The sequence below is a fragment of the Acinetobacter sp. YH12252 genome, assembly GCF_013417365.1.
Classification (GTDB): domain Bacteria; phylum Pseudomonadota; class Gammaproteobacteria; order Pseudomonadales; family Moraxellaceae; genus Acinetobacter; species Acinetobacter towneri.
The window spans coordinates 48,385-62,240 of record NZ_VPEA01000001.1 but is presented as its reverse complement, the minus strand read 5'-3'; the positions used below and the strand labels follow the sequence as shown (position 1 = coordinate 62,240).

Here is a 13,856-nt window from a genome sequence, read left to right as displayed (position 1 = left end):
GCTATGGCAACCGCGAACCACGTCAGGATGGTAACAGCTACAGCAACCGTGAACCACGTCAGGATGGCAACAGCTACGGCAACCGTGAACGTCGTGACGAAAATGCACCACGCAAACCGTTTGGCAATAAAAGCTTTAAAAAATTCTAAAAGCTGAAATACGCCAAATTGATAAAAAGCCACACGTTCATGTGTGGCTTTTTTATTGGGCAAATTGGTTGGACAAAAAATAATAAAAATTAAATATTTGGCAATACAGGAATTTCAATCCACTGTGCTTTTGGAAAGCTTTTTGACAAATAATTTTTTAAATATTTGGCAGTATCCTGCGAAATTAAAGGGTCTTGTGATTCATCGTTCAAATTATATGCCAATGCATGTAAATTCAAACCACGTGTTTTTAAAGCTTCCAAACTGAGCAAAGTGTGGTTAATACTGCCCAAACGCCCAGAACTCACCAAAATAACAGGATATTGTTTTTGCTCAATATAGTCGATGGTGAGTAGGTCTGTGGTCAGCGGCACCATGAGTCCACCCGCACCTTCTAATAATACTGCATCATACTTTGCTGCCAGTTGCGCAGTCGCAGCCTCAATTTTAGCAAAGTCAATCTCACGACCATCAATTTGTGTAGCCAAATGCGGTGAAGCAGGATAGCTAAAAATTTCAGGCATGGTGAGTTTGTCATCATCTTCAGGCAACCATTCACTGCCCATAATTTTACGATGCTGCTCAATATCTTCTGAAACGTCTTGATTGCCCGTTTGAATCAGTTTTTGGGTAATGGTCTGAATACCCTGTTCATTCATGGTCTTGGCTAAATAACCCGTGGCATAGGTTTTGCCAATCCCTGTATCAATACCACTCACAAAATAGACTTGAGCTGTCATGGCATTCTCCGTGCAAGACAATAAATAGGATGATACGTGAGCGTATAACTTTTTTGCTGTGAGCTATGCTGCTGACTAAACTGTTCATAGCCCCGATAAAATTCGGTTAAAGTCGTTTTGTTCCAACGCTGCCCTTGTGCTGTACCCGTGACACCTGTGGCTTTTAAATGCTGCAAAATCTGTTTAGGATGTTCAAAACTTAATGATTCAAGCTGCTCTGAACAGTGTAATACTTCAAAGCCCTGCTGTTTAAGCTGTTGTTGTAACGCATCCATACTCAAATAATGTAAGCCTTGACCTGTTAATTGCTTAATTTCAGTCAAGTTTTGAGGGCCAAACGTCGAAAAGCACAAATACCCTTGCGGCTTTAACGCTTGATTCGCCTTGCGCAATAATGCTCCAAAATCTTCCACCCATTGCAAAGCCGAACTCGAACAAATTAAATCCAAAGACTGCGGAAAATCGAGCTGTTCTATATCGCCAATTAAGCCATGAATTTGCGTACTAGTTGTTTGAGGATTATGCAGATACGCATGCAACACTTCGGCATATAAATCATTTAAAGTCAGCTGTTGAATTTGAAATTCACGCAGTAGCAAGTCGGTTAAATTCCCTGAACCACAGCCGATTTCCAAGACGTTTTCAAAGCAAGGCTGAGGTTGATCTGACAACTTTTGCTGCACAATATATTGCTGCATTTTTGCCATTAACTGCTGACAAATTTGCTGCTGTACCACGGCATGCGTTTTATAACTCTGATGAGCGCGGGCAAAACGCTGTGCCACTTGTGCCTTATCTATACGCATACGCACACTCAAAGCAAATCCAGTAACTGTGTTAAATCTGCCGTTTCAAATTGCGTATTTAAACAAATCCGCAGTCTTGAACTGCCTTGCGGCACAGTCGGTGGACGTACAGGCATCACATAAAAACCTGCAGTCTGTAACTGTCGGGCTTTGCTTACAGTTGCAGTAGAGTCGCCAATAATCACAGGTACAATTTGCGAAGTTGATGGGCAAGCAAAACCTTTGGCCTGAATCCCCTGCTGTATAGATTGGCTCAAGGCCGCCAAATGCTGACGCTGTGCCTGCATGTGCACAATCTGATTCAGCATAAACTGCGTCCACGCCATACAAATAGGTGGCTGTGCGGTACTAAAAATTAGCGGGCGCATCCGATTAATTAGGTAATCACGGATAATCGGATCACAGATCAAATATCCCCCAACTGAAGCAACGGCTTTGCCAAACGTCCCAACCAGAAAATCAATGGCATCAATCACGCCATATTGTTCGGCACAACCTAAACCTTGCTGCCCACGTACGCCAATCGCATGTGCTTCATCGACATATAACATGACTTTGGCAAAATGCTGTTTCAGCGCGACCAATGCGGCTAAATCAGTTTCATCACCATCCATACTAAAAATGGATTCAGTCACCACAATAATGCGTTCATAATTGTCATCGGCATGATATTGCGTCAGCAATTGCTGCAAATGTGCCAAATCATTATGTCGATAACGCAAATATTTGGCAGATGACAAACGAATGCCATCAATCATGCTGGCATGTACCAGTTTATCGGCCAAAATTAGGGTTTTCAAATCTGCCAATGCAGGTAAAATACCAATATTCATGTGATAGCCGCTATTAAACAGCAAAGCAGCTCGCCCATGAAATAATTGCGTTAATGTGGCTTCAAGCTGTTCATAAGCAGGGAAATTTCCAGTCAGTAAACGTGATGAAGATGCACTCATTAAACGCTGTGCATTCGGTGTTTCATCAAAAAACTGTTCACGTAAGCGCAAGTCAGCGGCTAAACCCAAATAATCATTGGAAGATAAATTCAGCATCTGCTGTTGCTGAATTTCAATTGTTTTACCTTGCTGCTGATTGCTGCGAAATTGACGAAAATTACCCTGTTGGCGAAGCTGATCAAGCTGTTCTGCATAGTGATCGAGTAAACTCATGCGCTCGCTCCTTGCATGCCTGCCACCACCTCAGCCAATTGCTGCAATAAAGTATTTAGTTCTGCTGCTGTAATCACATACGGCGGCATCACATAAACCAATTTACCAAATGGACGCACCCAAATACCGCGTTGCACAAATTCTTGTTGCAAGCTTTGCATATCGACAGCATGTTTAAGTTCTACCACACCAATTGCACCTAAAACCCGCACATCCTGCACCCATGCCAAATTAGCCAATGGCGTTAAATGCTGTTCAAGTTGCTGCTGAATGCGTTGAATATTGGCTTGCCAGTCTTGTTCTAATAATAATTGGGTACTTTTTACTGCAACCGCGCAAGCCAGTGGATTTGCCATAAAGGTCGGGCCATGCATAAACACACCTGCCTCACCCTGCGAAATCATTTCTGCAACATGCTTCGTGGTCAATGTGGCAGACAAAGTCATATAACCGCCTGTCAGCCCTTTGCCGATACACATAATATCGGGTTCGACCTGAGCATGTTCCCATGCAAACAACTTGCCTGTACGCCCAAAACCTGTGGCAATTTCATCAAAAATTAACAACACATCATATTGCTCACAAAGCAATTTGGCTTGACGCAAATATTCAGGATGATAAAAACGCATGCCGCCTGCACCTTGCACAATTGGTTCAATAATCATGGCGGCAATCTGCTGATGATGCTCTACCAAACTTTGCGCCAATTCTGCAATATCGGCAGGATTCCACTCTTGGTCAAAACCTGTTTGTGGTGCAGATACAAAATAACGACGCGCCAAACTTGAGCCAAAAACCTGATGCATCCCTATAACAGGATCACAAACCGACATGGCATTCCATGTATCGCCATGATAGCCAGAACGGGTGGTAATAAAATTGGTTTTTTCAGTTTTGCCTTGTGCAGTCCAGTATTGCACAGCCATTTTCAGCGCCACTTCAACGGCGACGGAGCCTGAATCTGCATAAAAAATTTTATCTAAACTCGGTGGGGTAATTTCGAGCAACAAACGCCCTAACTCAATAGCAGGACGATGGGTCAATCCACCAAACATGATATGCGCCATACTGTCGAGTTGCTCAGTCACAGCACGGTTCAGCTCAGGATGGTTATAGCCATGAATCGCGCACCACCACGATGACATGCCGTCAATCAACTGGCGACCATCTTCAAGTTCAATGGTGCTGCCAAATGCCCGCTTAACCTTAAAGGTTGTTAAGGGCTGAGTCATAGAGGTGTAAGGATGCCAAAGATGTTCACGATCAAAAGCCAAATCCATCTGTTCTGTCATCCCACCATCATCCTTGATCTTGTAAAAAACTTGATGTGCTAAATCTTAAACCTGTCTACAGATAAAATAAATTGCGAGATTTGTCACTTATGGACCTGTTGGCGGGTTTTTCTGTAAATATTGGCAGATTTTGCTAGTCAACTCATCGGCATGGAACAATGGCAGCCCATGCGAGCCTTGCAAAACATCTACGCTTAAAAACTTTGCAGCTAAATTTTGCAGTTTAGCTGCAACTTTGCAATCAACTAAAACATCCTGCTCGGCAAAAAGATGATACTGCAGACCTGTATAATTTTTAAGCTTAGTCACCAAGTTTAAGTTTTCCAATAAATCCAAACCGTGTTGAAGCAAAGATTGCGGCTGTGGCTGAACCAAACTTTGTAATTGTAATAGGTCGGTTTTACTACTAGTGACACCCTGACACACCATAAAACCAAAACGCTTTAGGGTCAGAATTGGGTCTTGTGCAAAAGATTGTTTAAACTGGGCAAACGTGGCTTGTGGCATAGCGGTATCCCAATCGGCTTGTGCAACAAAACACGGATTGGATGCAATGGTAATTAAGGTTTTATATCCTGCATATTGGCTGGCAATCGCATCGACCAGTAGCGTTGCCAATTGCCCACCCAGTGACCAGCCCATAATTACATCAAACTGACGTGCAAATTCAACCTGTTGCTGCATGACTTGAGCATCAGTAGCGTTAAAAATATTGATGAGCTCAACCCGAAAACCTTGTGCAGTTAAGGCTTGCTGTAACGGATTTAAGAGTGCAGTACCACCGCCCCAGCCTGTAATCAATAAAATCTGTTGTTGCACGTGGCTTGCTCTCAAGTTAGAAAATCACCTCAGTATAATACTGAATCGGCTCAATCGACATCTGCAAAGCACCAAGATACATCCTTAAAAAAACCAATTGATATAAAAAAGCCAATCTATAAAAACCGATCTATAAAAAAACCCGACTTATCATAAATCGGGTTTTGGTCTATTTTGCTTTGATCAGATTACATTTGCGATTGAATGTAGTTTTGTAAACCAATCAATTCAATTAAACGTAATTGTTTTTCCAACCAGTACGTATGATCTTCTTCTGTGTCGGTCATTTGCTGACGCAACATATCACGGCTGACATAATCGCCTTTTTCTTCACACAATTTTACGCCTTGCGCCAATTTTTCACGTACTTCGTATTCCAGTTTTAAATCGGCTTTTAAGCAAGACACTACATCTTCGCCCACGTCGATGTCATCGCGCTGCATATTTGGTGTGCCTTCAAGGAACAATACACGACGAATTAAAGCATCGGCATGTTGCGCTTCTTCCTGCATTTCATGGTCAATGCGTTCAAAAATTTTGCTTAAACCCCAATCTTCATACATACGTGAATGGATCAGGTATTGATCGCGAGCAGCCAGTTCGCCACCAATCAACATATTTAAATAGTCTACGACTTCTGGATTGCCACGCATTTGCTATACTCCCTTTCTTAATCCAGTCATTATGGACACATTCAGGCAAAATTGCAAAAGTTAATTACTGTAAACCCATGATTTTTATAGAATAAAAATGAGAAACATACGCATTTGCAATATAACTTAAAAATTCCCATATATAAAACAACTGCTTGGCAAAACTTAGCTTTAAAAATGACAATACAATGATTTTGCTTCAATTTGTAAATATTGAAAGAAACTGTACTTTGACGCACAGGTATCGTAAAAAATGCCTCAAAAGCAGATTTTAAACCCCAGCTGCTATATGATAGTCACGAGTTCCATCAGTTTCCTAAAATAATGACAAATCTAAATACATCAGCACCCATTTTAGTCACAGGCGCAACAGGCTATATTGCCAGTTGGGTCATTAAAAACCTGCTTGAACAAGGACATACTGTACATGCCACAGTTCGTGATCTGAATAAAACTCTCAGTTTTCAACATCTGACGGATATCGCCGAAAAAGGCACAGGAAATTTACAATTATTCCAAGCCAACTTACTTGAAGAAGGCGCTTTTGATGTTGCCATGCAAGGTTGTGAAATCGTGCTACACATGGCTTCACCTTTTGTGGTCACTAATTATAAAGATGCAATCAAAGACATTATTGAACCTGCCGTAATTGGCACCGAAAATGTTTTAAACAGTGTTAACCGTACTGCATCGGTAAAGCGTGTGGTGGTCACCTCTAGTATTGCCGCAACCTATGGTGATGCGATTGATATTTTAAAGACTGCACACAACCGTTTTGATGAAAGCCATTGGAATACGACCAGTAGTCCTGAACATCAGCCTTATCCTTATTCAAAAGTAGCAGCAGAACGTAAAGCTTGGGAAATGGTACAAGCACAGCAACGCTGGGATTTGGTCTGTATTAACCCTGCTTTGGTGCTCGGGCCATCCTTAACCAAAAACACGCAATCGGGCAGCGTAGAGGTTCTCTTGCAATTTGCCAATGGCTTAACGCTAGCAGGTGTGCCAGCCATGTGGAATGGTATTGTAGATGTACGTGATGTTGCCGATGCCCACATTCAAGCCGCTTTCAACCCTGCAGCGCAAGGTCGCTATATTATTAGTGGTGGTACATTCAGCTTACTGGAAATGGGCAAAATTTTGGCACAGCATTTTGGACGTAAATATCCGTTCCCACGTAATCAGTTACCTAAATTTGCCTTTAAAGCCTTTGGTCCTTTACTTGGTTTTTCCCGTAAATTTGTGGAACTGAATATGGGCTACCCAATTTATTTTAATGCGGAAAAAAGTCAGCGTGAATTGGGCATGCACTACCGCAATATTGAAACCAGTTTGATAGAGCACTTTCAGCAATTGATTGATGACGGGATTGTCAAAAAACGCTAAATCATCAACTTTTCTAATAAAACAAAGGCACTTCATCATGGAAGTGCCTTTGTTTTTAAGCAGATAAAATGCGCATGAATCATGCTTATTCAAGCACACCATATTCTTGCATGAGCTGAATAAACTCAGCTTCATTCATCACTTGCACACCCAACTTCTCGGCTTTTTCTAGCTTTGAGCCAGCTTTCTCACCAGCCACAACACATTTGGTTTTGCCCGACACACTGCCGCTGACCCGTGCACCCAACGCTTGCAATAATTGGGTTGCTTCATCGCGTCCCATTTGGCTTAAAGTACCCGTAATCACCCAGCTCTCACCATTTAACGGCTGGCGTGTTGGTGCTATCGGAGCATCCCAATGAATGCCTGCTGCCAATAATCGATCCAATACTTCTAAATTATGCGGTGCTTGGAAAAAGTCTAAAATCCATTCTGCGGTAATGTCTCCCACATCTGGAGTTTTCTTTAATGCTTCTAGGTCAGCTTTACGTAAAGCCTCTAAAGTCTGGAAAGTATTGGCAAGCATGCGTGCTGTGGTTTCACCCACACCCCGAATCCCCAAAGCATATATAAACGCTGCCAATGTGGTTTTTTTACTATTTTCAATCGAGTCAATCAGGTTCTGAACTGACTTTTCACCCATTTTTTCAATGCTGAGCAAGGCATCACGGTGTTCATGCAAATGATAAATATCCGCCACATTTTGCAGTAAGTTCAGGTGCAGCAAGGACTCGACCCAACGATCGCCCAAACCTTCAATATCCATGGCTTTACGTGAGACAAAATGACGAATCGCCTCAATACGTTGTGCGGCACAATACAAACCACCCGAGCAACGTGCCAGTGCCTCACCCTCAGGCATCACCACAGGTGAATCACACACTGGGCATTGTTCTGGCAAATGGACTTCCTGTGCATCTGTAGGGCGGAATTCTGGCCAGACTTTTTCCACTTTCGGAATCACATCGCCACTACGGTAAACGCTAACAGTATCGCCTAAACGCACATCTAAACGATGGATTTCACCAATATTATGCAAGGTCACATTAGATACTGTCACACCACCCACTGCGACTGGATTTAAACGCGCTACAGGGGTTAGCGTACCTGTACGACCTACTTGCCAGTCAATATTTTCAATAGTAGTTAAAGCCGCCACGGCAGGGAATTTATAAGCGGTTGCCCAACGTGGTTCACGACTTAAAAAACCCAATAGCTGTTGCTGTTTCAGCTCATTGACCTTGACCACCATGCCATCAATTTCAACGCTTAAATTCGGGCGTTCAAGGTTAATTTGTTCATAAGCGGCTTGAACTTCCTGAATGCTCTTGCAAACAAAATGACGTTCACCAATTTCAAAACCAAACTGTTCCAACCACGTTAAACTGTCTGACATGGTACTTTGCCCATGATGCGGTACACATTGCGCAATACCATAAGCATAGAATGCCAAAGGTCGCGATGCGGCAATACTCGGGTCTAACTGACGTAAACTGCCCGCTGCCGCATTACGTGGATTGGCAAAAGTTTTTTCACCTTTGGCTGTATTGGCAGCGTTAAGTTTTTCAAAGCCGAGTTTTGGCATTAGCACTTCGCCACGCACTTCCAAAAATTCAGGAATGGCAGTTGCATCCGCACTCAAGACTTTAGGCAAATTACGGATGGTTTTGACGTTGTGGGTAATATCTTCTCCAGTTTCGCCATCACCACGGGTCACACCACGCACCAATACCCCATGCTCGTACCAAAGCGAAATGGCCAGACCATCAAATTTGAGTTCAACATCGTATTCAATAGTTTGGTTAGGCAAGCGCTCTTCAACACGTCGTGCAAAGGCAAATAATTCTTCCTGATTAAAAACATTGCCTAAAGACAGCATCGGTACAGTGTGCGTCACACTGGTAAATTTCGCCAAAGGCGTACCACCGACTTTATTGGTTGGGGTATCAGGCTGCACCAAATCTGGATATTGCTGTTCTAGCGCTTTGAGCTGATGGAAAAGCTGATCATATTCACTGTCTGTAATTGTCGGTTGATCCATCACATAATAGGCATGATTGTGCTTGGCAAGCAGTTGAATCAATTGACGCATTTGCGCCACGACAGTTAAATCTACAGACATATTTTCCACCATAAAAAAGGGCGGTCTTGTTCCGCCCTTCTGTTTCTATGTAGCCGAGGCTACCATTTTGCTGACAGCATTATAAAAATGCCTGCCCTAAGTTGCAATTTATCTCAGATCACTTTGATTAATAATACTCTACGCAATTAAGCTTACACTGCGCAAAAATGCAGCATGTTAGCTATGACTTGCCTGACCCGCACGATAATCAATCGCTTGATGACGCCAGTGCTCACGTAGTTGCGGGGTAAATTCCAAATGGTTTTGGTCATAGACCGTACCATCAATTTCACGGGCAATCAGTCCCGAAATACTAACCATGGTGTCAAAAGCATTTTGCACATCACTATGCGGTAAAGCGAGAAAAAATGCCAAACCTTTAACCTGTTCAGTCGATAGCGTTTCTAAATCAAAGCCATCTGCGCCTTCATCATTAATTTGTAGCACAGAGAATAATAGCTTAGTGCCATCTTCGTTATAACGATGGAAACATGACATTTCACCAAAACGCAAACCGTATTTCATCAATACTTTTAAGGCCTTATCACCCGAAAGTATGCGACGCTCTGAGAATACATTCAGCGCAATAAAAGATTCCGCTGTGGCCAAAGCACTTTCTTCATCCATGATTTTTTGTTCATGCAAGTGCGAATCTAAAATGCTGCTTTCTTCGTTAAATTCTGAAATTTCCGCAGTTTCAATGTGTTGATTCAGGCTGTATTCATTTGATGTTTTGGCCTGTTCACTGGTGTTTGGCTCAGTTTCTGCGATTACCTGTTGAATTTCATCTGACAATGAATATTCGGTCGTGTTAGATGTGGTCGATACTGTTGCAGTGCTTGGCTCAGCGACATCGGCAGTTACTGGCGCTGTTTCAGTCGTTACCTGAGCAGTCGTTTCAGAGGCATCTTGAGCTGACACATCGGTCTGTAGATTTGCCGTAGATTGAGTCGCTTCAGTACTTTTATCTGCAGTATCATCAGAAAATGCCTGTGGTTCAGTCTTGGCAGAAACTGGGGGTTCATGAACGGCATCTGCAGTCAAAGTCGGTTCTACCCGAACTGGAGTGGCGTCGCTCTGCAATTGATCACGTACATGCCGTGGAATAATTGGTTTTTGACTATCTGCATTAAACTGCAATTCAGAGTCCAATGACGGCGCTGAATCTGCTGGTTTTTTCAGAATCATTTTTAAACCAAACGCCATGATAATAATAGCGATGACAATTCCAACGATTGTGGTGATTTCCATATTATGCCTCCGCGACTAGGCCGTATTCTGCGGCTTCTTCTAAATTTACGGTTACTAATTTTGAGGTTCCCGGTTCAGGCATGGTAACACCTAAGAGGTCGGTTGCCATCGTCATAGCAAGTTTATTATGTGTAATGTAAATGAATTGCACTTGTTCAGAAAGTTCTTTTACTAAATTACAAAAGCGCCCCACGTTAGCATCATCTAACGGTGCATCAACTTCATCGAGTACGCAAAATGGCGCTGGGTTTAAACGGAAGATTGCAAAAACCAAAGCCAAAGCTGTCAGTGCTTTTTCACCCCCTGAAAGTAAGGCCAAAGAACTGTTGCGCTTACCCGGTGGACGCGCCATCAATTTCACCCCAGATTGCCAGTCATCTTCCAAGCTCAGACTCGCTTCACCGCCATTAAAGACTTTAGGAAACAGCTCCTGCAATTCGGTATTCACCTGATCAAAAGTGTTCATAAACAGTTTACGAGTTTCCTGATCAATACTTTTCATTGCCGCCTGCAACTGAGAAACAGTATTTTCCAAGTCTTCAATTTGATGGCTTAATTCTGCAAAACGGGCAGATACTTCTTCATATTCTTCCGAAGCCGCCAAATTGACCGCACCCAATTTATCAAACTGTTGCTGCGCTTTCGCCAGTTTTTGTTGATGCGCAGCGACATCAATCTGCAAACCTGTGATGATCTCGCTGTTTAAATCTTTTAACTGTTCAGAATAATGCTGATAGTCCGACTTTGCCGATTGCCATGCCAAGCGCTTTTCTTCGAGTTTGGCACGTAATTGTTCATCTTGCTGCTGTTGCTGCTGCCGTTGCTCGGTCAGTTGCTGCTGTTTGGACTGCACACTGTTCAATTCCACTTGCCATTCCTGCCAAGTTTTTTGCAGCTTTTCAGTCTGCTGCTGCTGCTCTGAAAACTGAGTTTCTAAGGCAGGCAATTCCAACTGAACAGGATCGACAAACTTTTTGGCTTGTTCCATTTGCGCCACAATTTGTTGATATTGTGCTTTTAAGAAAGTGGCATCTTTTTCTAACAGTTCAATTTGCTGCTGAGTTTTTACCGCTTGACGACGTAACAGCTCCACTTCTTGTTGCTGCTGCTGAAACTGTTGCTGTGAACTATCCAGCTGCTCATTCAGCTGCTCGACCTGAAATTGCAAGGTTTTATACTGCGGTAAGGCTTGCTCAAGTTTAAAAGCCAAAGCATGCAAATCAATTTCCAGATCATCTTTTTGCATAGCATCTTCTTCAAGCTGCTCATCTAATTGTGCCAATTGATGCTGTAATTGCTGTTGCTGTACTGCAAAAGCCTGTGCCGCACTTTCGGCTTTCGCCATTTGCACATCTAGCGTTTGCAAGGCTTGCTGTTGCTGTTTGAGCTGTTGCTGTTGTTGCTGCAATTGCTGCTGCAACTGTTTTACCTGTTGCTGCAATTCAGGCAGTTGCTGTTCTGCTTGCTCATATTGTGGCAGTTGCAACGCCAACGCCTGTTCAATTTCATCCAAGCGAATCCGATGGCTTAATGCCCCTTGCCCTGCCTGTGCCGCTTCATCATAAAACAGCCCGATTACCCAGTCTGCTCCCACATGATAACCATCTAAACTAAGGATAGACTGCCCTGCTTGTAATTGCACTTGCAATGCCAAAGCCTGCGATAAACTTTCTGTAATTGCGACACTTTGCCACAAGCTACTTTGCGGTGAAGCAATCCAGTCACTGAGCGACTCACACCCCGAAAGCTGTATTTTTGATGTTTTTGAATCTACAGCCAAATGAATTTTTAGCTGACGTGCGCGGCTGTCCTGAAATTCAATATCTGCTTCTACCACCTGCGCAGATAACCATTTAGCCAAGAACTTTTCAATTAAATTGGCATGTGGTTTCGCCACATCTGCAAGTTGTAATACTTGCATCAACTGCACCACATCGGTTTGGGCTTTTGGACTTTGCTTAATGAGCAATTGATTGAGGTTTTTCTGTTCTGACTGCAAAATCTGAATCTCAGATTTTAAGGTCGCACACTGTGCTTTGTGCTCATTATAGTTGGTCTGCAACGTGGCGAGTTGCTGAGTGCTGTCTTGAATATTCTGTTCTAGTGTTAGCATTTCAGCCTGCAAGCGGGTCTTTTCGTCTTGCAGTTGTTGCATTCCCTCTTGCTGATCTTGCGGCTGAATTTGTGCAAACTGCTGTGTCAGGGTTTGTTTTTGCTGTTCAATACGGCTGATATTTTTGGCTAACTGCTCACTTTGCGCCTGCATGTGCACATGCTTTTGTTGTTGCTGTTCTACTTGCGCTTTGACTTGGGCATATTGTGCAGCTTGGGTTTGTTGCTGTGCTTTTAAATCCTGAAATTGCTGGCTCTGCTGCTGCGCCAAATGATCTTGCTGCTGTAGATTTGCCTGTTGGTTTTCTTGCTGATCGACCAAACTCTCTAGCTGCAATTCAATCAACTGCAAACGCTCTTTGGTTTGTGCTTTTTGTTGTTCAAGCTGCGATAAAGTCGCGGTATTTTGCTGAAACAAACTTTGTTTTTGTTCCAAAGTCATTTTCAGTTCAGCCAATTTCTTTTCTGCCTGTTGCCATTCTTGCTGTAGCGGTGTCGATTGCTGAATCAAACGCTGAAACAACTCACTGGTCGCAGTTAAGTCATGTTCCAAAGTGGTCAGCTCAGAGCGCACCAATTTAAAACTTTCCCCTAACTCATTCATACTCAGGGTGTATTCTTGCTGTAAACGTGCACTTTGTTCACACTGAAAAGACAACACTTCGACTTTAATGGTGCGAATTTCGCTCTCAAGCGCTTTGTATTGAATTGCTGTTTCTGACTGACGTTTTAAGGTTTTTAATTGCGATTTTAGTTCTGAAGCAATATCTTCCAAACGCGCCAAGTTCTGCGTGGTGTGATCCAAATGCAGCATGGTTTCACGACGACGCGCCTGATAACGTGACACGCCTGCCGCTTCTTCAATAAACACCCGCATTTCTTCAGGTTTAGCATCAACCAAACGATTAATCATGCCCTGTTCAATAATTGCATAAGAACGCGGGCCTAAACCTGTACCCAGAAAAATATCGGTGATGTCACGACGACGACACTTGGTTCCATTTAAAAAATATTCAGACTTACCATCACGGTTGACCTGCCGACGTACCGACAGTTCATTATAGGCGTTATAAGCACCGCCCAATTTGCCATAGGTATTGTCAAAACGCAGTTCCACACTGGCTACACCTACAGGTTTGCGTTTGGCAGTTCCTGTGAAAATTACATCCTGCATACTGCCGCCACGCAACTGGCGCGCACTAGATTCGCCCATCACCCAACGAATGGCGTCAATCACATTGGATTTACCACAACCATTCGGCCCCACCACAGCGGTACGGTTGGCTTTAAAATGTAAGGTCGTACTGTCGGCAAAAGATTTAAAGCCAGAAAGTTTTAAGCTGCTTAAACGCATAATGTC

Annotated in this window: 10 protein-coding genes; 1 reads left to right on the top strand and 9 read right to left on the bottom strand. The window is 43.2% G+C overall.

Features of this window, described 5'->3' with window-relative positions:
- Window positions 1-238: 238 nt before the first annotated feature.
- From bioD to bfr, 6 genes are all read right to left on the bottom strand, one after another.
- A complete protein-coding gene (gene bioD, locus FTV28_RS00290) occupies window positions 239-889 on the bottom strand; it encodes a dethiobiotin synthase (RefSeq protein WP_096902081.1) in 651 nt (216 codons plus the stop codon).
- Window positions 886-1,695 carry a malonyl-ACP O-methyltransferase BioC gene (bioC, locus tag FTV28_RS00285; RefSeq protein ID WP_179989213.1) on the bottom strand — a complete coding sequence of 270 codons (810 nt, stop codon included), beginning with the start codon at window positions 1,693-1,695 and terminating at the stop codon, window positions 886-888. The genes bioD and bioC overlap by 4 nt, the downstream gene beginning before the upstream one ends.
- A gap of 8 nt (window positions 1,696-1,703) precedes the next feature.
- Window positions 1,704-2,861, bottom strand: coding sequence for an 8-amino-7-oxononanoate synthase (locus tag FTV28_RS00280; protein ID WP_179989212.1), 1,158 nt, complete (start codon window positions 2,859-2,861; stop codon window positions 1,704-1,706).
- The gene (gene bioA, locus FTV28_RS00275; RefSeq protein WP_179989342.1) at window positions 2,858-4,141 is read right to left on the bottom strand and encodes an adenosylmethionine--8-amino-7-oxononanoate transaminase; all 1,284 of its coding nucleotides are present in this window, start codon (window positions 4,139-4,141) and stop codon (window positions 2,858-2,860) included. The genes FTV28_RS00280 and bioA overlap by 4 nt, the downstream gene beginning before the upstream one ends.
- Window positions 4,142-4,240: 99 nt before the next feature.
- Window positions 4,241-4,972, bottom strand: coding sequence for an alpha/beta fold hydrolase (locus FTV28_RS00270; RefSeq protein WP_096902085.1), 732 nt, complete (start codon window positions 4,970-4,972; stop codon window positions 4,241-4,243).
- A 188-nt stretch (window positions 4,973-5,160) separates the two neighbouring features.
- Window positions 5,161-5,625, bottom strand: a complete 465-nt coding sequence (gene bfr, locus FTV28_RS00265) for a bacterioferritin (RefSeq protein WP_004972356.1) — start codon at window positions 5,623-5,625, stop codon at window positions 5,161-5,163.
- Window positions 5,626-5,949: 324 nt separating this feature from the next.
- Between bfr and FTV28_RS00260 the strand changes: the two genes are divergently transcribed.
- Window positions 5,950-7,011 carry an aldehyde reductase gene (locus tag FTV28_RS00260; RefSeq protein WP_179989211.1) on the top strand — a complete coding sequence of 354 codons (1,062 nt, stop codon included), beginning with the start codon at window positions 5,950-5,952 and terminating at the stop codon, window positions 7,009-7,011.
- Between the two features lie 85 nt (window positions 7,012-7,096).
- Here FTV28_RS00260 and ligA read toward each other — a convergent pair whose 3' ends face one another.
- The 3 genes from ligA to smc form a co-directional block, all read right to left on the bottom strand.
- Window positions 7,097-9,133 (bottom strand): NAD-dependent DNA ligase LigA, encoded by a 2,037-nt coding sequence (gene ligA, locus FTV28_RS00255; protein ID WP_168541609.1) that lies wholly within the window; start codon window positions 9,131-9,133, stop codon window positions 7,097-7,099.
- 177 nt (window positions 9,134-9,310) lie between these two features.
- Window positions 9,311-10,384 (bottom strand): cell division protein ZipA C-terminal FtsZ-binding domain-containing protein, encoded by a 1,074-nt coding sequence (locus FTV28_RS00250; RefSeq protein WP_179989210.1) that lies wholly within the window; start codon window positions 10,382-10,384, stop codon window positions 9,311-9,313.
- Window position 10,385: 1 nt separating this feature from the next.
- A complete protein-coding gene (gene smc, locus FTV28_RS00245) occupies window positions 10,386-13,850 on the bottom strand; it encodes a chromosome segregation protein SMC (protein WP_179989209.1) in 3,465 nt (1,154 codons plus the stop codon).
- Window positions 13,851-13,856 lie beyond the last annotated feature (6 nt).

Bases quoted from the DNA above. Each gene is read 5' to 3' on its own strand.
- smc (WP_179989209.1), bottom strand. From the start codon at position 13,850: ATGCGTTTAAGCAGCTTAAAACTTTCTGGCTTTAAATCTTTTGCCGAC.
- bioC (WP_179989213.1), bottom strand. From the start codon at position 1,695: ATGCGTATAGATAAGGCACAAGTGGCACAGCGTTTTGCCCGCGCTCAT.
- ligA (WP_168541609.1), bottom strand. From the start codon at position 9,133: ATGTCTGTAGATTTAACTGTCGTGGCGCAAATGCGTCAATTGATTCAA.
- bioD (WP_096902081.1), bottom strand. From the start codon at position 889: ATGACAGCTCAAGTCTATTTTGTGAGTGGTATTGATACAGGGATTGGC.
- FTV28_RS00260 (WP_179989211.1), top strand. From the start codon at position 5,950: ATGACAAATCTAAATACATCAGCACCCATTTTAGTCACAGGCGCAACA.
- FTV28_RS00280 (WP_179989212.1), bottom strand. From the start codon at position 2,861: ATGAGTTTACTCGATCACTATGCAGAACAGCTTGATCAGCTTCGCCAA.
- bfr (WP_004972356.1), bottom strand. From the start codon at position 5,625: ATGCGTGGCAATCCAGAAGTCGTAGACTATTTAAATATGTTGATTGGT.
- bioA (WP_179989342.1), bottom strand. From the start codon at position 4,141: ATGGATTTGGCTTTTGATCGTGAACATCTTTGGCATCCTTACACCTCT.
- FTV28_RS00250 (WP_179989210.1), bottom strand. From the start codon at position 10,384: ATGGAAATCACCACAATCGTTGGAATTGTCATCGCTATTATTATCATG.